We start from the raw sequence: 25,563 nt of genomic DNA, 5'->3' as shown, positions 1-25,563 counted from the left end.
GCGGTACTATGTCTCGTAATACTGAAGCAACCGACGATGTCAAAACCTGGACGGGTGGACACCTCAACTATAAAGAGGGGTTCTTCACCCAGTTGCAAACCGACGAGCTGGAAAAAGGCATTAATGAAGAGGTGGTGCGCGCTATTTCTGCAAAACGGCATGAGCCGGAGTGGATGCTCGAATTTCGCCTCAACGCGTTTCGTGCGTGGCTTGAGATGGAGGAGCCGCACTGGCTCAAAGCGCATTACGACAAACTGAATTATCAGGAGTACAGCTATTACTCAGCCCCGTCGTGCGGAAACTGCGACGACACCTGCGCCTCTGAACCCGGCGCGGTACAGCAGACAGGCGCGAATGCCTTTTTAAGCAAAGAGGTGGAGGATGCTTTCGCCCAGTTAGGGGTGCCGGTGCATGAAGGTAGCAATGTGGCGGTGGACGCCATTTTTGACTCCGTTTCTGTGGCCACCACCTACCGTGAAAAACTGGCGGAACAGGGCATCATCTTCTGCTCTTTTGGCGAAGCGATTCACGATCACCCTGAACTGGTGAGGAAATACCTCGGGACTGTGGTTCCGGGGAATGACAACTTTTTTGCGGCACTTAACGCTGCCGTGGCGTCTGACGGCACCTTTATCTATGTACCGAAAGGCGTGCGCTGCCCGATGGAGCTTTCCACCTATTTCCGTATTAATGCGGAAAAAACCGGCCAGTTTGAACGCACTATTCTGGTGGCGGAGGAAGGGAGCTACGTGAGTTATATCGAAGGGTGCTCTGCGCCGGTCCGCGACAGCTATCAGCTGCATGCGGCGGTCGTCGAAGTGATCATCCACAAAGACGCTGAAGTGAAATATTCCACGGTGCAAAACTGGTTCCCCGGTGATAACAACACCGGCGGGATTCTGAACTTTGTGACGAAGCGTGCGCTGTGCGAAGGGGAAAATAGCAAGATGTCGTGGACCCAGTCGGAAACCGGCTCGGCCATCACCTGGAAATACCCGAGCTGCATTCTGCGCGGCGACAACTCCATCGGCGAATTTTACTCCGTCGCGTTAACCAGCGGTTATCAGCAGGCGGATACTGGCACCAAAATGATCCACATCGGCAAAAATACCCGCTCAACCATTATCTCGAAAGGGATCTCCGCAGGGCATAGCCAGAACAGTTATCGCGGGTTGGTGAAGATCATGCCAACGGCGACCAACGCACGAAACTTTACCCAGTGCGACTCCATGCTTATCGGTACGGACTGTGGCGCACATACCTTCCCGTATGTTGAGTGCCGAAATAACAGTGCCCAACTGGAGCACGAGGCGACCACCTCGCGCATTGGTGAAGACCAGCTGTTTTACTGTCTACAACGCGGGATCAGTGAAGAAGATGCCATCTCCATGATCGTCAACGGCTTCTGTAAGGATGTCTTCTCCGAATTGCCGCTGGAGTTTGCGGTTGAAGCGCAAAAATTACTGGCGATTAGCCTTGAACACAGCGTTGGATAAGGAAAGCTCATGTTAAGCATTAAAAATTTACAGGTCAGTGTTGAAGATAACGCGATCCTGCGGGGCGTGAATCTTGAGATCCGTCCTGGAGAGGTGCACGCCATTATGGGGCCTAATGGTTCCGGAAAGAGCACCTTATCCGCTACGCTTGCCGGACGTGAAGATTATCAAGTCACCCAGGGGCAGGTAGAGTTTAAAGGAAAAGATCTTCTTGAACTGTCGCCGGAGGCGAGGGCGGGAGAAGGGATTTTCATGGCATTCCAGTATCCGGTGGAGATCCCTGGCGTCAGTAACCAGTTCTTTTTACAAACCGCGCTCAATGCGGTGCGCAGTTACCGGGGAGAAGAGTCTCTGGATCGCTTTGATTTTCAGGATCTGATGGAAGAGAAAATGGCGCTCCTGAAGATGCCGGAAGATTTGTTAACCCGCTCCGTGAATGTGGGTTTCTCGGGCGGCGAGAAAAAGCGTAATGACATTCTGCAGATGGCCGTACTGGAGCCGGAACTGTGCATCCTTGATGAGTCTGATTCCGGGCTGGATATTGATGCGCTAAAAATTGTCGCCGATGGAGTCAACGCCCTGCGTGACGGGAAACGCGCGTTCATTATCGTCACCCACTATCAGCGTATTCTCGACTATATCAAGCCTGATTACGTTCACGTTTTGTATCAGGGGCGGATTGTGAAGTCCGGTGATTTCACTCTGGTCAAACAACTGGAGGAGCAGGGATATGGCTGGCTTAGCGAACAGCAGTAACGTGCTGCAACAATGGCACCGCCTGTTTGAGGCGCAGGGAGAATCGCGCTCAGAACATGCCCAGCAGCATCTGCAGCAGATGCTGCGTCTGGGATTGCCGACGCGTAAGCATGAGAACTGGAAATACACACCGCTTGAAGGATTGACCAACAGCACTTTTGTCAGCCGCATTACTGAAATTAACCCGGCCCAATGCGAGGCCCTGGCATTAGGCATCGATGCGGTTCGCCTGGTGTTTGTCGATGGACAATTTAGCCCGGCGCTGAGTGACAGCACAGAAGGCAGCGGCTTTGAGGTCACGTTCAATGATGACCCGCAAACCTGGGTTGCCCCGATTCAGCCGGATGTGTTCCTGCATTTGACCGAAAGTCTCGCCCAATGCGGCAGCCATATTCGCGTGAAACGCCATCAACGTCCTGTGAAACCCCTGCTGCTGATACATATCACGCAAGGCGTGGACGGTGATGAGGTGAATACCGCACATTACCGCCATCACCTTGACCTGGGCGAAGGCGCTGAAGCAACGATTATTGAGCACTACGTCAGCCTTGATGACACGCGTCATTTCACCGGGGCACGGTTAACGATGAATGTCGGTGCGAATGCGCATCTGCATCACATCAAGCTGGTGTTTGAAAACCCGGTTAGCCATCATTTTGCCCATAACGATCTTCGGCTGGCTGGCGATGCCACCGCGCACAGCCACAGCTTCCTGCTAGGTGATGCCGTGCTGCGCCACAACACCAGCACGCAGCTTAACGGCGAAAATACCACCCTTCGGATCAACAGTCTGGCGATGCCAGTGAAAAATGAAGTGTGTGACACCCGGACCTGGCTGGAACACAACAAGGGCTACTGCAACAGCCGTCAGTTGCATAAAACCATCGTCAGCGATAAAGGCAGGGCGGTCTTTAATGGCGTGATCACCGTGGCGCAGCACGCGATCAAAACCGACGGACAGATGACCAATAACAACTTGCTGCTGGGGAAACTCGCTGAAGTCGATACTAAGCCGCAATTAGAAATTTATGCCGATGATGTGAAGTGCAGTCACGGAGCAACGGTAGGGCGTATCGATAATGAGCAGATGTTCTATTTGCGCTCGCGGGGTATTGGGCAGCAGGATGCGCAACAGATGATCCTTTATGCATTTGCCGCAGAGCTGACGGAAGTTCTCGGTGATGATGTGCTCAAACAACAGGTGCTGGCGCGAATAGGTCTTCGCCTGCCGGGAGGCGTAGCATGAGTTTCTCCATCGAAAAAGTACGGGCGGACTTTCCTGTCCTGACGCGTGAGGTCAATGGTATGCCGTTGGCCTATCTGGACAGCGCGGCAAGTGCGCAAAAACCCAATCAGGTGATTGATGCTGAGGCCGAATTTTATCGACACGGCTATGCGGCGGTCCATCGTGGTATTCACACGCTGAGTGCGCAGGCCACGGAAAGAATGGAAAACGTACGCAAGCAGGCGTCGCTGTTTATTAATGCCCGATCCGCCGAAGAATTAGTGTTTGTTCGCGGCACAACGGAAGGCATTAACCTGGTGGCTAACAGTTGGGGTAACAGCAATATTCGCGCCGGCGACAACATTATTATCAGCGAGATGGAGCACCACGCCAACATCGTGCCCTGGCAGATGCTCTGTTCGCGCGTCGGAGCGGAACTGCGGGTGATCCCGCTAAACCAGGACGGTACGTTGCAACTGGATGTTCTGGACACCCTGTTTGACGACAATACGCAGCTACTGGCGATTACGCACGTCTCCAATGTGCTGGGGACGGAGAATCCATTGCCGGAAATGATTGCGCTCGCACATCAGTACGGTGCGAAAGTGCTGGTGGATGGCGCACAGGCGGTGATGCATCACAAGGTTGATGTGCAGGCGCTGGACTGCGATTTCTATGTCTTCTCCGGGCATAAATTGTATGGACCGACGGGCATTGGCGTGTTGTATGTCAAAGAGGCGCTGTTGCAGGAAATGCCGCCGTGGGAAGGCGGCGGGTCGATGATCGCCACTGTTAGCCTGACGCAGGGAACCACCTGGGCGAAAGCCCCCTGGCGTTTTGAGGCGGGCACGCCAAATACCGGCGGCATCGTCGGACTCGGCGCGGCAATAGAGTATGTCTCAGCGCTGGGGCTCGCGAACATCAGCGAGTATGAACAGAATTTAATGCATTACGCGCTGGAGCAACTGGCTGAGGTGCCGGAACTGACGTTGTATGGCCCGGATAATCGGCTTGGCGTTATCGCATTCAATCTCGGTAAACATCACGCCTATGATGTGGGGAGTTTTCTGGATAACTACGGCATTGCTGTGCGTACCGGGCATCATTGTGCGATGCCGCTGATGGCGTTCTATCGCGTTCCTGCCATGTGCCGGGCGTCGCTGGCAATGTATAACACCCATGAAGAAGTGGATCGCCTGGCGACAGGGCTGACACGTATTCACCGTCTGCTGGGGTAACAGGGAGACACTATGGCCGCGCTACCGGATAAAGAAAAATTGTTGCGTAATTTTCAGCGTTGCGATAATTGGGAAGAGAAGTATCTGTACATCATTGAATTGGGACAGCGTCTGCCGGAATTAACGGAGCAGGATCGTAACCCCGAAAACAGCATTCAAGGGTGTCAGAGTCAGGTATGGATCGTTATGCGTCAGAATGCTGAAGGCATTATTGAGTTGCAGGGCGACAGTGATGCGGCAATTGTGAAGGGGCTTATCGGCGTTGTGTTCATTTTGTACGACCAGATGACCGCCCAGGATATTGTGAATTTTGATGTGCGACCGTGGTTTGAAAAAATGGCGCTTGCGCAGCATTTGACACCTTCCCGTTCACAGGGGCTGGAGGCAATGATACGCGCTATCCGCACCAAAGCCGCCACTATTGGCTAAACTCAATAGACAGCTTTCATCCTGTTAGGCAAGGCGGTGCTTTGCCTTGTCGGACGTTCAGCCTTCTGGCTCATAGCCAGTGAATACAGGAGTTTGGGTATGAAACGCGTGTCTCTCATCACTATTACACTTTTCGGCGCTTACAGCGCCTTACAGGCAGCCTGGGCGGTGGATTATCCATTACCGCCAGCAGGAAGTCGTCTGGTTGGGCAAAATCAAACGTACACCGTTCAGGAAGGCGATAAGAATTTACAGGCGATTGCCCGGCGTTTCGATACCGCCGCGATGCTGATCCTGGAAGCGAATAACACTATTGCTCCCGTTCCTAAAGCCGGAACGCTGATTACAATCCCCTCTCAATTGTTATTACCGGATGCGCCGCGCGAAGGCATCATTGTGAATCTGGCGGAACTGCGGCTCTACTATTATCCGCCAGGTGAGAACATGGTGCAGGTTTTCCCGATCGGTATTGGTTTGCAGGGGCTTGAAACGCCGGTGATGGAAACCCGTGTCGGCCAGAAGATCCCTAACCCGACATGGACGCCGACGCCAGGCATACGTAAGCGTTCTCTGGAGCGTGGTATTACGCTGCCGCCCGTGGTCCCGGCCGGGCCCAATAACCCGTTGGGACGCTATGCGCTGCGTCTGGCGCATGGTCACGGAGAGTATCTCATTCATGGCACCAGCGCGCCGGACAGCGTCGGTCTGCGAGTGAGTTCCGGCTGCATCCGCATGAATGCACCTGACATTAAGGCCCTGTTTGCTCAGGTCAGAACAGGAACGCCGGTCAAAGTGATCAACGAACCGGTGAAATACTCCGTTGAGCCTAACGGTATACGTTATGTAGAAGTGCACCGACCGTTGTCGCCGGAAGAAGAACAAAACGTACAAACCATGCCCTATGTCTTGCCAGCGGGTTTTAGCCAATTCAAAGCGGATAAGAATGTGGATCATGGGCTGGTAGAGAAAGCGCTGTATCGTCGCGCGGGATACCCTGTGGCCGTAACCGCCAGTCAGACACCGGTTGCGAATAATGTCTCAACGGTTGATTCTGCGCAGAATGGGAAAGCCGGGAATGATATGGAGCAGCGTGTGACGCAGTAACAGGGAAGGGTGAGTAACAGACAAAAAAAATGGCGCACAATGTGCGCCATTTTTATTACACAGGTACTATTACTTACGGTATTTAGTAGCCTGGTTGTCCAGACGCTGGTTAGCGCGAGCTGCGTCGTCTTTAGCAGCCTGAACGTCGGAACGCATTGCGTTCACGTCGTTGCTCAGCTGGTCAACTTTAGCGTTCAGAGTCTGAACGTCAGAAGACAGCTGATCGATTTTAGCGTTGCTGGAGCAACCTGCCAGCAGAGTAGAACCCAGGATTACCGCGCCCAGTACCAGTTTAGTACGATTCATTATTAATACCCTCTAGATTGAGTTAATCTCCATGTAGCGTTACAAGTATTACACAAAGTTTTTTAGGTTGAGAATATTTTTTTGATGCTAATGCACTTATTTTTGATCGTTCGCTCAAAGAAGCACCGAATTGAGCGAAATCGTCTAAAAAACTGAGTGAAAACAGAATGCTTCCATCGGATTCATCTTAGATAATCAGTAATTAGATAGCGAAATCCGATTTGATTTTTTATTAATAGTAGCTATTGATAAAATAAAAAAAGCGCCACAAGGGCGCTTTTTAAACAAATTAATTCACACAGGAATTATTACAGCACGTGAACAGATGCCGTGTTGGTGGTGCCGCTTGGTACCAGTGCACCGGAAACCATGACCACAACGTCGCCTTTCTGTGCCAGACCACGGTCAACCAGCTCCAGAGCCACTTCTTTACCCAGACGGTAGAAATCATCCGTAGAAGCAATTTCTTTCACCAGGTGCGGAATAACCCCTTTGCTCAGCACCAGCTGACGCGCGGTGGTTTCATTGGTGGTCAGCGCCAGGATGGTTGCATCCGGGAAGTATTTACGCACTGCACGTGCAGATTTACCGCCACGGGTCGCAACAACGATCAGCGGAGCTTCCAGTTTTTCTGCAGTTTCGACTGCGCCACGGCATACGGCTTCAGTGATACGCAGTTTACGGCTGTCGTTATTGTAGTCCAGACGGCTGGTCATTACGCGGTCGGTACGTTCGCAGATGGTCGCCATGATGGAGACGGCTTCCAGCGGGTATTTACCTTTTGCGGATTCGCCAGACAGCATAACTGCGTCGGTACCGTCGAGGATGGCGTTAGCCACGTCGCCTGCTTCTGCGCGGGTTGGGCGTGGGTTTTTGATCATGGAGTCCAGCATCTGCGTCGCAGTGATAACCACTTTACGCGCGCGAACGCATTTCTCGATCATCATCTTCTGCGCGAAGATTACTTCTTCAACCGGGATTTCTACACCCAGATCGCCACGAGCAACCATGATGCCGTCAGACGCTTCGAGGATTTCGTCGAAGTTGTTCAGGCCTTCCTGGTTTTCGATTTTGGAGATGATCTGGATCTTCTCGCCGCCGTGCGCTTTCAGGTGCTCACGGATTTCAACCACGTCAGAACGCTTACGGATGAAGGACGCGGCAACGAAGTCAACGCCTTGCTCACAACCGAAGATCAGATCCTGTTTGTCTTTCTCAGCCAGTGCTGGCAGTGCGATAGAGACGCCCGGCAGGTTAACGCCTTTGTTTTCGCCCAGGTCGCCATTGTTCAGTACTTTACAGATAACGTTGTTACCTTCGATCGCGGTAACTTCCATGCCGATCAGACCATCGTCAACCAGAACGGTGTTACCAACGCTCAGGTCAGTGGTGAAACCTTCGTAAGTCACAGCAACGATTTCGTTGTTACCGACTACGGTTTTGTCGGTAGTGAACGTGAAGGTCTGGCCCGCTTTCAGAGAAACATCGTTACCGCCTTCCAGCTTGATGGTACGGATTTCCGGACCTTTCGTGTCGAGCAGGATAGCGGCTTTTTTGCCGGTTTTGCTCATCACGTTGCGCAAGTTCTGGATACGCTGACCATGCTCTGCGTAATCGCCGTGAGAGAAGTTCAGACGCATGACGTTCATGCCCGCGTCCAGCATTTTGCTTAACATCTCTTCAGATTCGGTTTTCGGGCCGATGGTGCAAACAATTTTCGTCTTTTTCATGACAGTCTTAGTCTTTAAGTTGAGAAGGATATGGAAATCTGGCTTCAGGGGCGCACGGCCAAGAAGCTAAACCTGTGTTGCGAAAGTGGTGATACATCGCTCTAAGGATAGGTGACATCGAAGGAGCGTGCAGAAGAATGTGTGCTCGTGTTTCAGCCCAACGGGAAGGGGATAATGTTAGTCGTTGAGTTTTATACTGCAATCTGCTGAAACCATTCAAGAGACAATTGGCGCGCATTATACGCTGAAGTTTATCCAAAAGGAAAATAAAAACAGCGTTTCAAAAATCTTCTGTGCAGTTTCACCACAAATTGTTATTAGAGCGTTAATACCCGCGTGAAGACTGACCCTCCAGGAGGCAAAAGTGTTGCGCAACAGTGGGAATCTTATGCTTTAGCATTACAAAAATAGTGCCAAAGTCTGAATTTACGCTCGCACGATGACATTTATTCTCTGAAGTTATAACAAATTCTTTTTTAATCATTTTAAAGCGTATCTGCTCTGATTACACTCATTTGGACATCCATACTGCTAAACAGCGAAAGGCACTGGCAGGATAACCATCAGCAGCAGCGGATACGATAACGATATGATCGCGTTGAAAAATATTTCGAAAGTGTTTACGCCCGGCAACCATACGATCACCGCCGTGGATAACGTCAATTTGACGGTTGAACAGGGGCAAATTTACGGAATCATTGGCTACAGCGGAGCCGGGAAAAGCACGTTGATTCGTTTACTCAATGGGCTTGAAAAACCGACTGCTGGCAGCGTCACCATCAATGGGCAGGTTATCTCTCAGGCTAAAGGGGAATCCCTGCACCAGGCGCGGCTAAAAATCAGCATGGTGTTTCAGCACTTTAATCTGCTGTGGTCGCGCACTGTCAGCGAAAACATTGCCTTCTCGATGCAAATTGCCGGCGCGCCAAAGGCGAAGATCAAAACCCGGGTGGCGGAATTGATTGAACTTGTTGGCTTAACCGGGCGCGAAAATGCGTACCCGTCTCAATTAAGCGGTGGGCAAAAACAGCGCGTGGGTATTGCGCGGGCTCTGGCAAATCGTCCGGATGTATTGTTGTGCGATGAAGCCACGTCGGCGCTGGACCCGCAAACCACCGATCAAATTCTCGATCTGTTACTCGATATCAACCGTCGCTTCCAACTGACGATTGTGCTGATTACCCATGAAATGCACGTGGTACGCAAAATCTGCGATCGCGTGGCGGTGATGGAGAATGGCCGGGTGGTGGAAGAAGGGGACGTGTTGACCGTTTTTACCCATCCGCAGCAGCCGATCACCCGACAGTTTGTCCGTCAGGTCAACCAGTATGCCGAGGACGATGCCTTCAATCCTTTACTGGCGAGTGAATTGGGCGGCACGGTGATTAAGTTGACCTTCACCGGTCACAGTACGCATCAACCGATTGTCGGGGAGCTGACCCTGCGCTACGGCCTGCCTTTCAATATTTTGCACGGCAAGATGACGCAAACCGCACACGGCGTGTTTGGGGAACTTTGGTTGCATGTCGTGGCAACCGAAGAGCAACTGAACAATATTCTGGCGGATCTGGGACGCAGTGGGATTGAAAGCGAGGTGATTCAACATGGCTGAGACGCTGTTTCCTCACCTCCGGTGGGAGCAACTGTGGGCGGCAACCCAGGAAACGCTCTACATGACTGCGCTTTCAGGGGCTGCCACCTTTGCGCTTGGCATCGTTCTGGGGCTGGCGTTGTTCCTGACCGCCCGCGGCGGGCTGTACCAACATCGCGCGTTCTATAGCGCTATCTCCCTTGTGGTGAACGTGTTTCGCTCTATCCCGTTCATCATATTGATTGTACTGCTGATTCCATTCACCAAGTCATTAGTGGGGACCATTCTTGGCGCCAACGCGGCGCTTCCCGCCCTGATTGTCGGCGCGGCACCTTTTTATGCGCGTCTGGTGGAGATCGCGCTTCGCGAGGTCGACAAGGGGGTGATTGAGGCTACGCGCTCAATGGGCGCGCGTCCAGCCACGCTTATTTTTCGGGTTTTACTGCCTGAGTCATCACCCGCGTTAGTGTCCGGGATCACCGTGACGCTGATTGCGCTGGTTAGCTACAGCGCGATGGCAGGGGTGATTGGCGCAGGCGGTTTAGGGAATCTGGCCTATCTGGAAGGATTCCAGCGCAACCACAGCGACGTCACGCTGGTGGCGACGGTGACCATTTTGCTCATCGTCTTCATCATCCAGTTCTGCGGCGATGTGATCACATCACTGTTCGATAAACGCTAATAAAATAGGGAAACCTGCATCATGAAAAAAACACTGACATTACTCGCTGCCGCAACCTTAAGCGCCCTGAGCTTTGCCTCCTGGGCAGATACCCTGACTGTTGGCGCGTCTAACGTTCCGCATGCTGAAATTCTCGAGCAGGCGAAACCGATCCTCGCAAAGCAGGGGATCGATTTGAAGATCCAACCCTTCCAGGATTACATCCTGCCCAATACCGCGCTGGCTGGACGCGAGATTGATGCGAACTACTTCCAGCATATTCCCTATCTGAACAGCGTTCTGAAGGATCATGCGGGGGATAAAACCTATGATTTTGTCAGCGCAGGGGCGATTCATATTGAGCCGATCGGTATTTACTCGAAGAAATACAAGTCGCTGAAAGACCTGCCGGAAGGCGGCAAAATTATCATGCGTGATGCTGTCTCTGAAGAGGGGCGTATCCTGTCGATTTTTGAAAAAGAAGGGGTCATCACACTGAAGCCTGGCGTGGATAAAGTGTCTGCCCGCATCAGCGACATTGTCGATAATCCAAAGAAACTGAAGTTCCTGCCAAACGTTGAAGCGGCGCTGCTACCGCAGATGTACAACAATGACGAAGGTGACGCGGTGGTTATCAACGCCAACTACGCGATCGATGCCGGACTGGATCCGGTACACGATCCGATTGCGGTGGAAAGTGGCGAAAATAACCCGTACGCCAACATCATTACCGTGCATCGCGGCGATGAGAAGAAGAAGGATATTGTGGCGCTGGTTGACGTGCTGCACTCTCAGGCGATTCAGGATTGGATCCGCACCAAATATAAAGGTGCGGTGATCCCGGTCAATAACTGACAGGTTCTGTACCGGATGGCGATGTTGCCATCCGGCACACGGATCAGGCCCGCGCAATTTTCGCCGGTAATCCCTGGCGAACCGCCGCGCCCGACACCCAGTCCAGCCAGGTATTACTCACCTGACGGGTCGGGTCGGCAAACCCTAAATCGTTCAGGTTGATTCCCGATTTTATCTGTGCATCAAACGGCATCGGTTCACCGTCCAGGGTATGCTGTGCTGCTCCCATTTCCCGGTGTCCATAGCCATGCTCAATGGCAATCACGCCCGGCATTACGCCGCTGAGCAGACTGATGTGCGCTTCCACCTCACCGCCAGGCGTGGTAATGCGCGCCACGTCGCCATGGGCGAGTCCGTAACGTTCGCCATCCTGCGGGTTGAGCGCCACCAGATTGGTGGGTTTAAGGTGGAGTAAACGCGGGATCACCGCCGATGCGCTCGCCATCGTATTGGACTTAAAGGAAATGAGTTTGAACGGCCACTGTTTTACGGGGAACAGTTCATCCACCGAACGCCCGTCCGACAGCCTCGACGGATACCATGCCGGGCAGCCGCTGTAGCGTTCACCTGTGATGGCATGACGATGTGCAGCAACACTCGCATTCCAGATTTGCAGCGGTTTTTCCCAGGCGTTGCCGACCCGATCATCCACCCGACCGCTTTTTTCCGGCGCAAAACGACCGCCGCGCGAGTAAACAAAGGCGACGCGGCGCACTTCATCGGCTTTCAGCGTCTGTTCAATCACCGGCAGAATACGCGTTACGCCGGTCAGCGTGACATCCTCCTGATTGGCCTCGGCCACCGGCGATTTGCCCATAAACGCAATATTGGCGGCGACGCGAAGGTAGTAATCTTCTGCGCGATTCAGCGGATAGTTGTTGCCCTGCGCATCAGTGATCGCATTGTCGCCAAATCCAGGCAGATGCAGCCGTTTCGCCACCGCGATACAGAACGATTCCATCGATACGGGCTGCCCGTCTGCCGCGCGGTGGGTGGCTGGCGGAACAATAGGCCAACGAGCGGTCGTGGCTTTACTGGCGACACCCGCCCACGGGGCGCTGAATCCCCAACTTTCAAAGTTGTGGGTATCCGGCACGATATAATCCGCCAGCGCTGTCGTCTCATTCATAAACGCATCAATCGCGATAAACAACGGCAGATGTTGGGGATCTTTGAGCTTCTCTTCGGCGACCGCCCGCAATCCCGGAATGCCATAGAACGGGTTGGTCATATTGGAAATCCAGGCTTTCAGCGGATAGGGATAACCTTCCAGCGCAGAGCTGAGTAATTCAGTGAGCTGGCCTGCCACGAACGGATACCACGGCGCTTTTGCCGGGAAAGGGGATTTCCCGGCAGCCACTTTGTCACGGTACTCTTCGGAGGATTCATAGGCGGTTTTACTGCGGGCAATGCTCAGACCTTTCGGCTTCACCTTGCCGGGAAAACTCTCCATGTTGTAGCGGGGACCATCGGTTGCGCCATTAAACTTACCGCCGCCGACAAAAACGCCGCCTTCGAGACTGAGGTTACCAATCAACACGTTGAGCATCATCACGGCCCAGGCGTTGTAAAATCCATTGCCCGCCATCATTCCCCCATGGGTAATCACGGCTGCTTTGCGGCCATGACCGGTGAAGGCGTCAGCCATGGCCACCATGTTTTCTGGTGAAACCCCACACTGCAGGCTGTACTCGCTGAGCGTCAGTTTTTCTGCGGACTCTTTCAGACACTGAAACCCGCTTTTTACCGTCACGTGACGACCGTCTGCCAGCGTCACCTGGCGGGTGACAAACAGTTGGGCTTGCTGACACGCCGTTGCCGCAACCATCTCGCCCGATTCGTTGACAACCATGGGATCGGCACTGCCCTCAGAACTCAGGTGCGCCTGGGTCAGATGCTGTCCGGCAAGGGTTGGGATCTCATCGGTAATCACCAGATGTGAGGCGTTGGTCCAGCTTTTCTCGCCAGCCTGCTGCATTGCCGCCGCGCTGGGGAGCGCGAGGTACGCGGCGTTATAGCGTTTATTTTCGATTATCCAGCGGATCATGCCCATCGCCAGCGCCGAGTCACTGCCCGGCAAAATAGACTGCCAGTGCCCACGAGGGTCGGCCTGCACGGTGGTTAATGGCAGTGCCGGAGAGACCACCACATAGCGAAAATCATCACGTAAGCGTGCGCTGGAAAGCTGTCTGGCCTGGCGTTTAAAGGGGTTGCCGGACTGCGCCGGTGAGGTGCCCATAAAGAGGGCGAATTCGACGTTTTCCCAGTCGGGTTTTACGTGGGTGTTTTTATCCAGATCGCCCATCAGCGCGCCAGAACCCGCCCGGTATGCCAGGCCACAGTACGCGCCGTGGGCACCGAAATTTTTACTGCCGAAGCTGTTGAGGGCAAAGCGGCGCAGGAAGGTATCGCGCCCATCATCGCTGGTGTTGGTCACCAGCAGTTGATTACTTTTGGGGCCAAAACCGGGGTGCTGCGGGTCAATGGGGGTGTCCGGGGCGTGAATAGCGCGCAGGCCGTCGACGTGTCCTTCGCCGAACAGATCGCCACCCTCGACAACCTCCTCGATCAACTGTTCAAAACTGATGCGCTGCCATTTCCCTTCTCCCCGTTTGCCTACGCGTTTCATTGGTACCAGGATGCGTAGCGGACTGTATAAGCCTTCGAGCAGCGTGGCGCCACGGGCGCAGGCGGTGGAACGGGCGTCGAGCCCATTTTCTCCGGCCAGTTGTTCCATTGCCGTTGCAAATGGGACGGCGGCGTCAATGTGGTGTTCATGTGAAAGCGGGTGATACGGATTACCTGCAATACGCAGCACCTTGCCCTGCTGGGTGTCGACCCGAACCCGCACGCCGCACTGTGTCCAGCAACCGAAACATTGCGTCATGGAGATCACCTGATGCGGGTTTTGCTGCCAGTGCGGCGCAGCATGTGCTTCGGGGATCAGCGCATTGCCGAAAATTCGATCGCGGGTAATTTTACCGGATGTGCCGTCCAACAGACCGTCAATCGCGCGTTTTGCCACATCACGGTAACTGAGGCCGAAGGTCACCATGCCGCCCACGGCAAGACCCACTTTAAGCCACTGACGACGGGTTAAATTAGCCATGTTGTAATCTCCTGGTGAACACGTTAAGCACCTCACGAACAATGATGATAAGCGCAATCCACAAACCAAAAGTCCCAACGATGGCCAGCCAGCCGTCGTTCCCACCTGGCAGCGAATACGGGTTAAATTGCGCGTTAAATTTGGGGATGGTCTGTACCTGAATCAGCAGTGTCCAGCGCATTAGCCAGCACAGTGCCATTGCGCTTAACGCCAGGCTGACGCGCCATGTGCGCGATAAGGGTTTACGCATTGCGATGGCGCACACGGTGAGAGTGAAAAGCCATAAGGCGACCCAGCCAACGGCGTAGTGCCGGGCGGAAGGCGATACGTCAATCCACTGGCGGAGCGCGACGCCCGAAAGCGTGTCACTGCTCACCCAAATCACCACGACGAGCGCCAGCGCCAACAACATGCAGAACTGTCCGCCCGCGAGGCGTCGTTGTAATCGCGGGTCGCGGTGATTGGCGACAACCAGGAGCGCGAAGAAAGCCTGAAAGGCGCTGAAGAGCATTGCCAGCGGAAAGGCGTAGCTGAACCAGACCGGGCGAGCCTGTACCACAGACACTTCCCGCCCGGTATAAACCAGTAATCCGACGGCGGACAACGCGCTGGCCAGCGCCAGCCATTTAGTGAGGCGATAACGTTTGTCGGTTAACCGCTTGATGTGCTGCGCCACAAACCAGAGTCCCAGAAAACCCGTGAACAGTGGCAGAAATACGGCGCCCCAGGGCATCCAGGACCAGGGAGTAGGATACGCATAAAAATGCCATACGCGGGCGGTCTGGTGGAGATCGGCGGTGAGCGCCAGCGGCGCGGTGATGGCGCAGGTCAGGGCAATCAGTAGTGTCAAATTCTCCAGAGAGGCGCTGTCGTCAGACTTACGCCAGTGCAGATAGCAGGCAAACAGTGCCGCGCAGGTGGCAATGCCAATAAAAAAGAAATATTGCACAGCCCAGGGCAGCCAACTCACTTCCTGCGGCCGGGTCAGCACCTCTTCGATTAACAGTGAATGCGACATTTAAACCTCCTGCCAGAGGGCGGGTTGTGCGCGGCCCATCAGCGGCGTGACGAACGCCTCATCCAGGCCCAGGTAGAATACGTGTGGCAAGGTGCCGTTTTCCGGTTTCAGTACCTTGATTGCATCGCGGTGAGTGTGAAGCATCTGCGAGATCCGGCTGTCGGGATCCTTGATATCCCCGATAATCCGGGCGCCGCCGACGCAGGATTCAACGCAGGCGGGGAGCAATCCAACCTCCAGTCGGTGCGTACAGAACGTGCATTTATCCGCAGTTTGCGTCTCGTGGTTGATAAACCGGGCGTCATAGGGACACGCCTGCACGCAGTAGGCGCAGCCGACGCAGCGTGTGTTGTCCACCACCACAATGCCATCCTCTCGCTGAAAGGTGGCCTGCACCGGACAGACCGGGACGCAGGGCGGGTTATCACAATGGTTGCACAGGCGGGGAAGCAGGACGTTAGTGACATTTTGCTCGCCTTCCAGCCTGACCTGATATTGGTTGACGTGCGTACGAAACTCACCTTGCGGCGTCTGGTTCTCAATCGCACAACTGACGGTACAGGCCTGACAGCCAATGCAGCGGCGCAGATCGACAAGCATCGCATAACGGTGTTGCGCCGATCCTTCATGTCGCTCCGGTGAGAAGGGAAATTTCGCCTCTGCCAGGGGGACCAGAGAGGCGCCTGCGGTCAGGACGCCGAGATGCTGGAGAAACTGCCGTTTACTGCTGTCCATATTTTCTCCCGTCACGATGTAACCACTAAACATTGGTCATGTCGTTGATTTGCGTGCTATGTATAAAGAATCTTGATGATTTACAGTGTAAAAATCGCGGCGGGGGCAACTCTATTGTGGTTAACCACATACCCGGCTTGTTGTTGATCTAAAACAACATAAATGACAGGGATTCTTGGGTGAAAGGCAAAGTGGCGATGTACCTGACGGTGCTGGCATCCGTCTGGGTATTAATGAATCCCGCGTGGGCGGGGATGTGGAATATCGGCGTTCTGGCGATGCGAGGGGAAGATTCAACGCGCAATCACTGGCAACCGCTGGTGACGATGCTGAATCAGCAACTGCCTGACGAACAATTCCATATTCAACCGTTAGACTTGCACCAAATGCAGGAAGCGGTGAATCGCGGAACGATTCAGTTTGTGATTACAAACCCGGCGCAGTTTGTGCAACTCAATAGTCACGCCCCGTTACGCTGGCTGGCCTCGCTGCGTTCGCTGCGTGGGAGCGAGACGGCGGGAAATGTGATTGGCAGCGTGATCCTGACGCGGCGTGACAGCGGCATCAACGGCGTTCACGACCTGATCGGTAAAACGGTTGGCGCCATTGATGCCCAGGCCTTCGGCGGGTATTTGCTGGGGTATAAAGCCCTCAGCGACGCGGGACTGCGTCCGGAGCGCGATCTGCAGTTACGTTTTACCGGTTTCCCCGGCGATGCGGTGGTGTATCTGCTACGAGAAAAAGCGGTGCAGGCCGCGATTGTACCGGTGTGCCTGTTGGAAAAAATGGACCAGGAAGGGCTGATTCACAAAGACGATTTTGTGGCGGTACTCAACCATCCCGCATCGATCCCCTGTTTAACCAGCACTCCGCTTTATCCTGACTGGTCGTTTGCGGCACTGTCGTCCGTCAGTAATACCCTTGCGGATCGCGTTACCCGCGCGTTATTCAACGCCCCGGAATCCGCCCCGTATCACTGGGGCGCGCCTGCCTCGACCAGCCAGGTTGAAGCATTGCTGCGCGAGGTGCGCCAGCATCCGCAGCAGCGACGTTTATGGCTGGATGTGAAAAGCTGGCTCATTCAGCATAAGACGGCGATGGGCGGGGCGGCGATTATCCTCTTCCTGCTTACCCTGAATTACATCTGGGTCATGCTGTTGGTTCGACGGCGGGGGAAACAGCTGGAACGCAATAATGTGCTGCTGCATCAACAAGAGCAGGCCCTCGAAACGGCAAGACAAATGAGTATTCTCGGCGAGATGACCTCCGGGTTTGCCCACGAGATAAACCAACCGCTTTCGGCGATCCGTCATTATGCCGAAGGATGCCTGATTCGTTTACGCAAACAGGATCCGCAACACCCGCTGTTACCCGCGCTGGAACATATCGACAGCCAGGCCCAGCGCGGCGCGGATACGTTGCGCAATTTGCGCCACTGGGTCAGCCAGGCGCGGGGAAACCCGGTCCTGACCGAAGAGTGGAAGGCTACCGGCATTCGCGACGCCATATCTCACGTCTGGCAGCTGTTACGCATGTCGCAGCATTTCCCGACGGTGACGTTACACGCCGATGTGGATCCTGCACTGACGCTCACGCTGCCGCCGATGCTCCTTGAACAGGTTCTGGCGAATCTTATCCTCAATGCCGCTCAGGCGGGCGCGACGACAGTGTGGTTAGAGGCTGAAGAGGGCAACCACTCGATGTATATCCTGTTGCGGGACAATGCGGGGGGAATCGATGACGCGGTACTTCATCAGGCTTTTCAGCCCTTCGTGACCACCCGCCAAGAAGGGATGGGCTTAGGGCTGGTTATCTGCCAGCGGCTGGTACGTTACGGCCAGGGAGAAATTAGCATTTCGAACCAGACATCGCCTGATGGTCAGACGGGGGCGGTTGTCATATTGCATTTCAGAAAAAATGAGGGAGAGAGCGGCGATGGCGATCATTCATCTGCTGGATGATGATGTGGCAGTGACAGACGCATGTGCCTTTTTACTGGAGAGTTTAGGTTACGAGGTTCGTTGCTGGAACGATGGCGGCCGTTTTTTAGCACAGGCGGACTTGCGACAAACCGGTGTGCTGTTGCTGGATATGCGGATGCCTGGGCTGGATGGTCAGAGCGTGCATGAAGAGATGCGCCAGCGAGGCAGTACGCTGGCCGTCGTGTTTCTCACCGGGCATGGGGATGTCCCGATGGCGGTGGAGCAGATGAAGCGCGGGGCGGTCGATTTCCTGCAAAAACCGGTGTCTGCCGGCCCCCTCCAGACTGCGCTGGAACATGCGCTGGTGGTGTCGGCGTCGGCGTTTGCGCGGCAGTCCATTATCCTCTGTTACCAACAACTCACGCCAAAAGAGGGCGAGTTGGCGGCGCTGGTCGCGAAAGGGTTGATGAATCGCGAAATCGCCAGCGTGATGAATATTGCGGTGCGCACCGTAGAGGTTCATCGCGCCAGGGTGATGGAAAAAATGCAGGCCGGAAGCCTGGCGGAGCTTGTTAATCGCCTGCAACAGGTGCTGTAAATCGATAACTATGCAATAGTTTCAATCTTTATTTATTTGATTTTCATTGAATTTTGTCTATTTCAACGGAGTGATATATGCTGTTGGCTAATGCTGGCAACGAGTGAAACATGATGGGAAAACCAGGCAAAGAAGACGAACTGTACCGGGAAATGTGCAGGGTAGTAGGCAAAGTGGTGCTGGAAATGCGCGATCTGGGGCAAGAACCGAAACACGTCGTGATTGCTGGCGTGTTAAGAACGGCGTTAGCGAATCAGCGTATCGTGCGTAGCGAGCTGGAAAAACAGGCGATGGAAACGGTCATCAGGGCATTAACAGGTTAATCGGATAAGGAGATGGGCGATATCTTTCGCCATCTCTGATTCTTTATATTTGGGTTACTATTTCCATATGAAAATACTATTTCTTTCATTAACAGAAATAATCGCTGTATGATTATTTATATATCGAAGGCGGCGTATTATTATATCTGCGAGACTTGTCACAAACATATGAAATAGAATTGAATAAATATCACCCACTCATTTAATGATAATAAATATCACTTCGCATTTAATATTTCCCTTCCGTTTTTTAATTGATGACGATCAAAGTTATACCTGCTGAATAACCACATTATCTTTATGCCTAACCCTAAAGGATTAGTTCGTTGGCATTTAATCCTCTTTTACAAGATCCGGTTAAGGCGAAAACACCAGGTGTTGGAGGCAACATTAGAGGCTCTGTTTTTGCATAATTACAATTGGCCTGGGAGATGTTGTCAGCACTGCGTTTGCAAAGAGGATGCAAAATAAATGAACCAGGTTGATCGTCCACTTTTAGATTTCGGTTTAACGCGGCTTGAATTTTTGCGTATATCAGGAAAAGGGCTGGCGGGATTAACGATTGCGCCTGCGTTGTTGTCACTCTTTGGCTGCAAGCAGGAAGATATAGACAGTGGCACAGTAGGACTGATTAATACGCCGAAAGGCGTTCTGGTCACCCAGCGCGCTCGCTGTACGGGATGTCATCGTTGCGAGATTTCCTGTACCAATTATAACGATGGCGCGGTGGGAACGTTCTTTTCCCGCATTAAGATCCATCGTAATTACTTCTTTGGCGATGCTGGCGTCGGCTCCGGCGGCGGCTTGTACGGTGATTTGAACTATACCCCTGATACCTGCCGTCAGTGCAAAGACCCGCAATGTATGAAGGTGTGTCCCATCGGCGCCATCACCTGGCAACAGGAAGAGGGCTGTATTGTCGTTGATCATAAGCGGTGCATTGGTTGCAGTGCATGTACGACCGCTTGCCCCTGGATGATGGCCACCGTAAACACCGAAACCAAAAAATCCTCAAAATGTGTTTTATGCGGCGAATGCGCCAATGCTTGCCCGACCGGGGCATTAAAAATCATTGAGTGGAAAGAAATTACTGTTTGATTGATCTCAGGTGGAAACGCGTTGCGTCATCCTCCCTTAATGAATCCAGTGTTGCAAAAAATGCGAGATGACGGTGAGCGATAATCACGCCATTAAATCATCTTGCAAAGGAAAAAATTATGGCTAACGGTTGGACTGGTAATATTTTGCGGGTCAATCTCAGTACGGGTGAAATAACTCTTGAAGATTCCAGCAAATTTAAAAAATTCGTCGGCGGAATGGGCTTTGGTTATAAAATCATGTATGACGAAGTCCCGCCAGGCACAAAACCTTTTGATGAAGGTAATAAACTGGTATTCGCCACCGGCCCGTTGACAGGGTCAGGAGCGCCATGCAGTTCTCGCGTCAATATCACCTCACTTTCCACGTTTACCAAAGGCAATTTAGTCGTAGATGCGCATATGGGAGGCTTTTTTGCCGCCCAAATGAAATTTGCGGGCTATGACGCCATTATTATTGAAGGCAAGGCGGCATCGCCCGTCTGGCTTAACATTAAAGACGACAAAGTCAGTCTGGAGAAAGCCGACTTTCTCTGGGGCAAAGGGACGCGAGCCACGACGGAAGAGATCTGTCGGATGACCAGTCCTGAAACCTGCGTGACGGCTATCGGTCAGGCCGGTGAAAACCTTGTTCCGCTCTCCTGTATGCTCAACAGCCGCAACCACAGTGGTGGGGCGGGAACCGGGGCGGTGATGGGGTCGAAAAATCTGAAAGCGATTGCGGTTGAGGGCACCAAAGGGGTCAATATTGCCGATCGCAAAGAGATGAAACGGCTCAATGACTATATGATGACCGAGCTGATTGGTTCCAATAACAACCATGTCGTACCCAGTACACCGCAGGCGTGGGCAGAATATTCCTCTCCGGCTTCACGCTGGAATGCGCGCAAAGGATTGTATTGGGGGGCGGCGGAAGGCGGTCCCATTGAGACGGGTGAAATACCACCGGGTAACCAGAACACCGTCGGTTTTCGTACCTGTAAGTCGGTTTTTGATCTCGGACCCGCTGCCGAAAAATACACGGTGAAAATGAGCGGATGCCACTCGTGTCCGATTCGCTGTATGACCCAGCTCAACGTTCCCCGGGTAAAAGATTTCGGTGTGCCAAGTACTGGGGGGAACACCTGCGTGGCGAACTTTGTCCACACCACGATCTTTCCGCACGGCCCGAAAGACTTTGACGACAAAGATGACGGGCGCGTCATTGGTAATCTGATCGGTTTAAACCTGTTTGACGATTACGGTATCTGGTGCAACTACGGGCAATTGCACCGGGATTTCACTTATTGTTACAGCAAAGGGGTCTTCAAGCGCGTTCTTCCTGCCGACGAGTTCGCCGAAATTCGTTGGGACCAGTTAGAAGCAGGCGATCCTAACTTCATCAAAGATTTCTATTACCGACTGGCGCACCGCGTCGGTGAACTTAGCCATCTTGCGGATGGTTCTTATGCCATCGCTGAGCGCTGGAATCTGGGTGAAGAATACTGGGCTTACGATAAAAACAAACTCTGGTCGCCGTTTGGCTTTCCTGTGCATCACGCCAACGAAGCTTCAGCCCAAGTCGGGGCGATTACCAACTGCATGTTTAATCGCGACTGTATGACGCACACCCACATCAACTTCATTGGTTCCGGTTTACCGCTGAAATTGCAACGGGAAGTGGCGGGCGAGTTGTTTGGTTCCGAAGACGCCTACGACGAAACCAAAAATTACACGCCGATCAATGCGGCCAAAATCAAATACGCCAAATGGACGCTGCTCAAAGTCTGTCTGCATAACGCGGTCACGCTGTGTAACTGGGTTTGGCCAATGACGGTATCGCCGCTCAAAAGTCGTAATTATCGCGGCGATCTGGACCTGGAGGCTAAGTTCTTTCAGGCCGTAACCGGCGATGAAACGACCCAGGCCAGCCTGGATCTCGCCGCTGAGCGTATCTTTACGCTGCACCGTGCTTACACGGTCAAGCTGATGCAAACCAAAGATATGCGTAATGAACACGATCTCATCTGTTCCTGGGTGTTCGACAAGGATCCGAAAATCCCTGTTTTCACCGAAGGGACGGACAAAATGGATCGTGAGGATATGCGCCTTTCTCTGACGCTGTTCTATAAGGAGATGGGCTGGGATCCTGAGTTGGGATGCCCGACCCGCGAAACCCTGAATCGACTCGGGCTTGAAGACGTTGCAGCCGATCTGGCCGCACAGAATCTGTTGCCTGCGTAGAAAGGAACGCGTGATGAGCCATGTAGATAGCGTTTCAGCCCAGGATGCTCCAGAGATCGACGTCGAGAAACGCCAGTGGTTTCATGCGTTACGTCCTCAGGAAGAGCAAGGCGATACACCGGCGGAAGCGGCGAATCCAGTAGAGATTGTGGCGGATTTTATCCGCCAGCATTCGGCATCGGGAAACCTGGTGGCGCGTAGTCTGTTTACGCTGCCGCCCTATTTGTTGACCGAAGAGGATCTCGATCCTCTGCTGGAAAGTCTGCGCCAGGGCGCCAGGGGAACGGATATTACCTGTGTGAAAGGTAGCCAGGATGAGTACTACTACAGCACGCAGACGATGACCGAAAACTATGCCGACATGTGTGTGCAGGTGGTGGAAAGGGATATCTGCCGTGCGGTTGCCGAGGCGGTGCGTTTTGATTGCCGCACGTATCCCCGACCTTACAAAGTCGCCATGCTTGAACAACCGCCGTACCGCTTTGAACCGCAAGAGATAGAGGCGGCGCTGGCAACGATGGACGTTCATCCGGACTATGCGGATATACGCCGCGTGGAGTCATCAAACGCAGAGCCTTATCTGTTTAGCGAGCGTTTTATGAGCTACGGAAAAGCCTATGGCTTATGTGAATGGCTTGAGGTTGAGCAGTATCAGAACCCCTGATTTTTCAGGTAGATGTCATGGAATGTGTGGACTGTCTCTGTCACAGCATTAGAGGATAACCCGATGTCCTTCACTCGACGAAAATTTGTAATTGGCATGGGGACAGTGATCTTTTTCACCGGCCCCGGTCAAAAGGTAGTAGCCGGCACGAAACAGACCAAAGACGTGCGCTACGCCATGATTCACGACGAATCACTGTGTAATGGCTGTAATTTATGCGCACGCGCTTGCCGTAAAACGAACCATGTCCCCCCGCAGGGGAGCCGTTTGTCGATCGCGCATATCCCGGTGTCTGATAACGAAAATGAAACTTTGTATCACTATTTTCGTCAGTCTTGTCAGCACTGCGAGAATGCGCCCTGTATTGACGTTTGTCCGACCGGGGCCTCCTGGCGAGACGAAAACGGTATTGTGCGAGTTGATACATCCCGCTGCATTGGATGCAGTTACTGTATCGGCGCATGCCCGTATCAGGTTCGTTATCTCAACCCACAGACCAAAGTGGCAGATAAATGCGATTTCTGCGCTGAAAGCCGTCTGGCGAAAGGCTTTCCTCCCATTTGTGTCAGTGCCTGTCCAGAGCACGCGCTGATTTTTGGGCGTGAAGACAGTCCAGAAATTCAGGCATGGCTGCGGGAAAACAAATACTACGAGCATCAGCTTCCAGGCGCAGGCAAACCCCATCTGTATCGCCGGTTCGGTCAACATTTGATTAAAAAGGAAAATGTATGAACGCGTCGCAGAGTGCCGAACAGTTTCACATGCAGCTCGCCCACTATGTCCCCCTGTTTTCAGCGGAATACTGGCCTGTCTGGTTGGTGATTGCCGGTTTGATGCTGGTGGCGATGGGGCTAGTGCTGGCGCTGCACGCCATTTTACGTTTTCGATCTGTGAATCAGAAGGCGGCGAGTCACGGGGAGAAAGTCTATTTGTACTCAAAAGCGGTCAGGCTATGGCATTGGTCTAATGCGTTGTTATTTCTGTTGCTGTTGGTCAGCGGCCTGATTAATCATTTCACTCTCGCCAGCCCATCGGCGATCAAAAGTCTGTTGGCGGTGCATGAAGTCTGTGGCTTCCTGCTGCTGATATGCTGGATTGGATTTGTGTTGATCAACCTGGCGGGGGGTAATGGTCATCATTACATTATTCAGCGCCAGGGGTGGGTAAGCCGTGCACTTCGGCAGACGCGTTTCTATCTGTTCGGCATTATGCAGGGGGAATCTCACCCGTTTCCGGCAAGTGTGCGTTCGAAGTTTAACCCGCTGCAGCAGGCTGCCTATGTCGGCGTCATGTATGGATTACTGCCGCTGCTGTTGATAACCGGCTTATTGTCGCTTTACCCTCAGGCCGTCGGCGATCTGTTCCCGGGCGTTCGTTACTGGCTGTTGCAGGCGCATTTTGCGTTATCCATAGTCAGTCTGTTTTTCATTTTTGGTCACCTCTATTTATGCACAACAGGTCGCACGCCGGGCGAAACCTTCAAGTGCATGGTAGATGGCTATCACCGGCATTGATCGATGGTGATTACGCGTAAGGATTTGCGGGCCTGGCGTGTCGGGCCCGTAATGTATCGATGGTTTATTCGCCATTTTCCTGATGGGGGGAGTTACGCAGACGTGCATCGCACGCTCCAGTTCGAAGGCTATGCGGATTGGGCAAACAGTCTGGTGGAATATGCGTGGACAAAGTGGCTGAGTGAAGAGAGCTTTGTGCGTCAGGATATTCGTACCATGGATTTTTTGGCGAATGCACTGACTCCGCCGAATGCCATTTTTCCTCATGATGCGGAAAGCGTTGCCCCCTGTTTCAGTAAATTGTCCACGGTTAAAGATAAAGAACAGCTGGCGAATGCGGAGAATAGCGCGCAGATCTGCAGTGCGGGCGATAACGTGCGGTTAGGCTGTGCCGGAGACAATGTGAAAGTGGCCAGCGCAGGGACCCACAGTTATATCGGCAGCACAGGGGACAATGGTTGGCTGAGCAGTGCCGGTTATGCCACACAGATTGCCAGTGCGGGTTATGGCGTGCGTATTGGCAGTGTGGGATATAACGCCCACATTGGCAGTTCAGGCGATCGTGCCCGTGTGGTGGTGGCGGGGAATTCAACCCGCGTTAGCAGCGCCGGAAATAGCACGCGTATCGCCAATACGGGAATGCGTGTGCGAGTCAGTACCCTCGGCAGCAGAAGTAATATCGCCAGCGCGGGCGATCTGTCACACATAACCTGTTTTGGTGAACAGCCTAAAATAGCCAATAGCGGTGATAACGTTCATATAGTTGCCAGTGGCGAACATGCCGTTATCGCCAGCGTCGGGCATGTGGATTCCATCATTCTTGGACCCGGAGGGTGCGCCGCGTTGGCCTATCACGATGGGGTTCGCACACGCTTTGCCGTTGCCATTGAAGGGGAGGACAATATTCAGGCTGGGGTGAAATACCGGCTCAATGAACACCACCAGTTTGTGGCGTGCTGAGTCAGTCTG

Annotated in this window: 24 protein-coding genes; 18 read left to right on the top strand and 6 right to left on the bottom strand. The window is 53.3% G+C overall.

What is annotated here, in order from left to right; genetic code table 11:
• Nucleotides 1–8: 8 nt before the first annotated feature.
• The 6 genes from sufB (at nt 9) to ldtE (ending at nt 6,248) form a co-directional block, all read left to right on the top strand.
• Nucleotides 9–1,496, top strand: a complete 1,488-nt coding sequence (gene sufB / locus AC07UY_RS07140) for a Fe-S cluster assembly protein SufB (protein ID WP_192612063.1) — start codon at nt 9–11, stop codon at nt 1,494–1,496.
• Between the two features lie 9 nt (nt 1,497–1,505).
• The gene (sufC, locus tag AC07UY_RS07135; RefSeq protein WP_203357986.1) at nt 1,506–2,252 is read left to right on the top strand and encodes a Fe-S cluster assembly ATPase SufC; all 747 of its coding nucleotides are present in this window, start codon (nt 1,506–1,508) and stop codon (nt 2,250–2,252) included.
• The gene (gene sufD / locus AC07UY_RS07130; protein WP_494700955.1) at nt 2,227–3,498 is read left to right on the top strand and encodes a Fe-S cluster assembly protein SufD; all 1,272 of its coding nucleotides are present in this window, start codon (nt 2,227–2,229) and stop codon (nt 3,496–3,498) included. The genes sufC and sufD overlap by 26 nt, the downstream gene beginning before the upstream one ends.
• Nucleotides 3,495–4,715: a cysteine desulfurase SufS gene (sufS, locus tag AC07UY_RS07125; RefSeq protein ID WP_494700954.1), complete on the top strand. Its 1,221-nt coding sequence runs from the start codon at nt 3,495–3,497 to the stop codon at nt 4,713–4,715. The genes sufD and sufS overlap by 4 nt, the downstream gene beginning before the upstream one ends.
• A 12-nt stretch (nt 4,716–4,727) precedes the next feature.
• Nucleotides 4,728–5,144 (top strand): cysteine desulfuration protein SufE, encoded by a 417-nt coding sequence (sufE, locus tag AC07UY_RS07120; RefSeq protein ID WP_203357983.1) that lies wholly within the window; start codon nt 4,728–4,730, stop codon nt 5,142–5,144.
• Between the two features lie 99 nt (nt 5,145–5,243).
• The gene (gene ldtE / locus AC07UY_RS07115) at nt 5,244–6,248 is read left to right on the top strand and encodes a L,D-transpeptidase LdtE (RefSeq protein ID WP_494700953.1); all 1,005 of its coding nucleotides are present in this window, start codon (nt 5,244–5,246) and stop codon (nt 6,246–6,248) included.
• 69 nt (nt 6,249–6,317) lie between these two features.
• Here ldtE and lpp read toward each other — a convergent pair whose 3' ends face one another.
• From lpp to ynhH, 3 genes are all read right to left on the bottom strand, one after another.
• Complete coding sequence (gene lpp / locus AC07UY_RS07110) at nt 6,318–6,554, bottom strand: murein lipoprotein Lpp (RefSeq protein ID WP_001082307.1); 237 nt, start codon at nt 6,552–6,554, stop codon at nt 6,318–6,320.
• Between the two features lie 308 nt (nt 6,555–6,862).
• Nucleotides 6,863–8,284, bottom strand: a complete 1,422-nt coding sequence (pykF, locus tag AC07UY_RS07105; RefSeq protein ID WP_203357981.1) for a pyruvate kinase PykF — start codon at nt 8,282–8,284, stop codon at nt 6,863–6,865.
• Nucleotides 8,285–8,291: 7 nt separating this feature from the next.
• Nucleotides 8,292–8,522, bottom strand: a complete 231-nt coding sequence (gene ynhH, locus AC07UY_RS07100; RefSeq protein WP_494700952.1) for a protein YnhH — start codon at nt 8,520–8,522, stop codon at nt 8,292–8,294.
• A 351-nt stretch (nt 8,523–8,873) separates the two neighbouring features.
• On the opposite strand from ynhH, the gene AC07UY_RS07095 reads away from it, so the two are divergent.
• From AC07UY_RS07095 to AC07UY_RS07085, 3 genes are read left to right on the top strand one after another with little or no spacing between them, the layout of a single operon-like run.
• On the top strand, nt 8,874–9,896 hold the full coding sequence (locus tag AC07UY_RS07095; RefSeq protein WP_494700951.1) for a methionine ABC transporter ATP-binding protein: 1,023 nt from the start codon (nt 8,874–8,876) through the stop codon (nt 9,894–9,896).
• The gene (locus AC07UY_RS07090; protein WP_494659826.1) at nt 9,889–10,557 is read left to right on the top strand and encodes a methionine ABC transporter permease; all 669 of its coding nucleotides are present in this window, start codon (nt 9,889–9,891) and stop codon (nt 10,555–10,557) included. Before AC07UY_RS07095 ends, AC07UY_RS07090 begins: the two co-directional genes overlap by 8 nt.
• Nucleotides 10,558–10,578: 21 nt before the next feature.
• Nucleotides 10,579–11,391, top strand: a complete 813-nt coding sequence (locus tag AC07UY_RS07085; protein WP_494700950.1) for a MetQ/NlpA family ABC transporter substrate-binding protein — start codon at nt 10,579–10,581, stop codon at nt 11,389–11,391.
• Nucleotides 11,392–11,434: 43 nt separating this feature from the next.
• Here AC07UY_RS07085 and ttrA read toward each other — a convergent pair whose 3' ends face one another.
• Genes ttrA through ttrB form a run of 3 tightly spaced genes read right to left on the bottom strand, consistent with a single transcriptional unit; the run spans nt 11,435 to nt 16,253 of the window.
• Nucleotides 11,435–14,500, bottom strand: coding sequence for a tetrathionate reductase subunit TtrA (gene ttrA, locus AC07UY_RS07080; RefSeq protein WP_494700949.1), 3,066 nt, complete (start codon nt 14,498–14,500; stop codon nt 11,435–11,437).
• Nucleotides 14,493–15,518, bottom strand: a complete 1,026-nt coding sequence (gene ttrC, locus AC07UY_RS07075; RefSeq protein WP_494700948.1) for a tetrathionate reductase subunit TtrC — start codon at nt 15,516–15,518, stop codon at nt 14,493–14,495. The genes ttrA and ttrC overlap by 8 nt, the downstream gene beginning before the upstream one ends.
• A complete protein-coding gene (ttrB, locus tag AC07UY_RS07070) occupies nt 15,519–16,253 on the bottom strand; it encodes a tetrathionate reductase subunit TtrB (protein WP_370552271.1) in 735 nt (244 codons plus the stop codon).
• Nucleotides 16,254–16,450: 197 nt separating this feature from the next.
• On the opposite strand from ttrB, the gene ttrS reads away from it, so the two are divergent.
• From ttrS to AC07UY_RS07025, 9 genes are all read left to right on the top strand, one after another.
• Nucleotides 16,451–18,214 (top strand): tetrathionate respiration histidine kinase TtrS, encoded by a 1,764-nt coding sequence (gene ttrS, locus AC07UY_RS07065; RefSeq protein ID WP_494659984.1) that lies wholly within the window; start codon nt 16,451–16,453, stop codon nt 18,212–18,214.
• The gene (gene ttrR, locus AC07UY_RS07060) at nt 18,189–18,773 is read left to right on the top strand and encodes a tetrathionate respiration response regulator TtrR (RefSeq protein WP_494700947.1); all 585 of its coding nucleotides are present in this window, start codon (nt 18,189–18,191) and stop codon (nt 18,771–18,773) included. Before ttrS ends, ttrR begins: the two co-directional genes overlap by 26 nt.
• A 113-nt stretch (nt 18,774–18,886) precedes the next feature.
• Entirely contained in the window at nt 18,887–19,096 is a 210-nt protein-coding gene (fumD, locus tag AC07UY_RS07055; protein ID WP_494659983.1) for a fumarate hydratase FumD, read from the top strand.
• 471 nt (nt 19,097–19,567) lie between these two features.
• Nucleotides 19,568–20,194, top strand: a complete 627-nt coding sequence (locus AC07UY_RS07050; protein ID WP_192612078.1) for a ferredoxin-like protein — start codon at nt 19,568–19,570, stop codon at nt 20,192–20,194.
• A gap of 119 nt (nt 20,195–20,313) precedes the next feature.
• Complete coding sequence (locus AC07UY_RS07045; RefSeq protein WP_494659821.1) at nt 20,314–22,416, top strand: aldehyde ferredoxin oxidoreductase; 2,103 nt, start codon at nt 20,314–20,316, stop codon at nt 22,414–22,416.
• A 13-nt stretch (nt 22,417–22,429) separates the two neighbouring features.
• Nucleotides 22,430–23,080, top strand: a complete 651-nt coding sequence (locus tag AC07UY_RS07040) for a YdhW family putative oxidoreductase system protein (RefSeq protein ID WP_494700946.1) — start codon at nt 22,430–22,432, stop codon at nt 23,078–23,080.
• Nucleotides 23,081–23,143: 63 nt separating this feature from the next.
• The gene (locus AC07UY_RS07035) at nt 23,144–23,812 is read left to right on the top strand and encodes a 4Fe-4S dicluster domain-containing protein (protein WP_192612081.1); all 669 of its coding nucleotides are present in this window, start codon (nt 23,144–23,146) and stop codon (nt 23,810–23,812) included.
• Complete coding sequence (gene phsC, locus AC07UY_RS07030; protein ID WP_494659819.1) at nt 23,809–24,594, top strand: thiosulfate reductase cytochrome B subunit; 786 nt, start codon at nt 23,809–23,811, stop codon at nt 24,592–24,594. The genes AC07UY_RS07035 and phsC overlap by 4 nt, the downstream gene beginning before the upstream one ends.
• A gap of 3 nt (nt 24,595–24,597) precedes the next feature.
• Entirely contained in the window at nt 24,598–25,554 is a 957-nt protein-coding gene (locus AC07UY_RS07025; RefSeq protein ID WP_494659818.1) for a YdhT family protein, read from the top strand.
• Nucleotides 25,555–25,563: the final 9 nt, after the last annotated feature.

It is taken from the genome of Citrobacter sp. GW821-FHT02E08, from assembly GCF_059421685.1.
The sequence above is the reverse complement of the archived record's forward strand: the minus strand, read 5'-3'. Positions and strand labels throughout refer to the sequence as shown.

Excerpts from the sequence above, each read along its gene's own strand:
- sufB (WP_192612063.1), top strand. The coding sequence starts at position 9 with ATGTCTCGTAATACTGAAGCAACCGACGATGTCAAAACCTGGACGGGT.
- sufC (WP_203357986.1), top strand. The coding sequence starts at position 1,506 with ATGTTAAGCATTAAAAATTTACAGGTCAGTGTTGAAGATAACGCGATC.
- sufD (WP_494700955.1), top strand. The coding sequence starts at position 2,227 with ATGGCTGGCTTAGCGAACAGCAGTAACGTGCTGCAACAATGGCACCGC.
- sufS (WP_494700954.1), top strand. The coding sequence starts at position 3,495 with ATGAGTTTCTCCATCGAAAAAGTACGGGCGGACTTTCCTGTCCTGACG.
- sufE (WP_203357983.1), top strand. The coding sequence starts at position 4,728 with ATGGCCGCGCTACCGGATAAAGAAAAATTGTTGCGTAATTTTCAGCGT.
- ldtE (WP_494700953.1), top strand. The coding sequence starts at position 5,244 with ATGAAACGCGTGTCTCTCATCACTATTACACTTTTCGGCGCTTACAGC.
- lpp (WP_001082307.1), bottom strand. The coding sequence starts at position 6,554 with ATGAATCGTACTAAACTGGTACTGGGCGCGGTAATCCTGGGTTCTACT.
- pykF (WP_203357981.1), bottom strand. The coding sequence starts at position 8,284 with ATGAAAAAGACGAAAATTGTTTGCACCATCGGCCCGAAAACCGAATCT.
- ynhH (WP_494700952.1), bottom strand. The coding sequence starts at position 8,522 with ATGCGCGCCAATTGTCTCTTGAATGGTTTCAGCAGATTGCAGTATAAA.
- AC07UY_RS07095 (WP_494700951.1), top strand. The coding sequence starts at position 8,874 with ATGATCGCGTTGAAAAATATTTCGAAAGTGTTTACGCCCGGCAACCAT.
- AC07UY_RS07090 (WP_494659826.1), top strand. The coding sequence starts at position 9,889 with ATGGCTGAGACGCTGTTTCCTCACCTCCGGTGGGAGCAACTGTGGGCG.
- AC07UY_RS07085 (WP_494700950.1), top strand. The coding sequence starts at position 10,579 with ATGAAAAAAACACTGACATTACTCGCTGCCGCAACCTTAAGCGCCCTG.
- ttrA (WP_494700949.1), bottom strand. The coding sequence starts at position 14,500 with ATGGCTAATTTAACCCGTCGTCAGTGGCTTAAAGTGGGTCTTGCCGTG.
- ttrC (WP_494700948.1), bottom strand. The coding sequence starts at position 15,518 with ATGTCGCATTCACTGTTAATCGAAGAGGTGCTGACCCGGCCGCAGGAA.
- ttrB (WP_370552271.1), bottom strand. The coding sequence starts at position 16,253 with ATGGACAGCAGTAAACGGCAGTTTCTCCAGCATCTCGGCGTCCTGACC.
- ttrS (WP_494659984.1), top strand. The coding sequence starts at position 16,451 with ATGTACCTGACGGTGCTGGCATCCGTCTGGGTATTAATGAATCCCGCG.
- ttrR (WP_494700947.1), top strand. The coding sequence starts at position 18,189 with ATGGCGATCATTCATCTGCTGGATGATGATGTGGCAGTGACAGACGCA.
- fumD (WP_494659983.1), top strand. The coding sequence starts at position 18,887 with ATGGGAAAACCAGGCAAAGAAGACGAACTGTACCGGGAAATGTGCAGG.
- AC07UY_RS07050 (WP_192612078.1), top strand. The coding sequence starts at position 19,568 with ATGAACCAGGTTGATCGTCCACTTTTAGATTTCGGTTTAACGCGGCTT.
- AC07UY_RS07045 (WP_494659821.1), top strand. The coding sequence starts at position 20,314 with ATGGCTAACGGTTGGACTGGTAATATTTTGCGGGTCAATCTCAGTACG.
- AC07UY_RS07040 (WP_494700946.1), top strand. The coding sequence starts at position 22,430 with ATGAGCCATGTAGATAGCGTTTCAGCCCAGGATGCTCCAGAGATCGAC.
- AC07UY_RS07035 (WP_192612081.1), top strand. The coding sequence starts at position 23,144 with ATGTCCTTCACTCGACGAAAATTTGTAATTGGCATGGGGACAGTGATC.
- phsC (WP_494659819.1), top strand. The coding sequence starts at position 23,809 with ATGAACGCGTCGCAGAGTGCCGAACAGTTTCACATGCAGCTCGCCCAC.
- AC07UY_RS07025 (WP_494659818.1), top strand. The coding sequence starts at position 24,598 with ATGGTGATTACGCGTAAGGATTTGCGGGCCTGGCGTGTCGGGCCCGTA.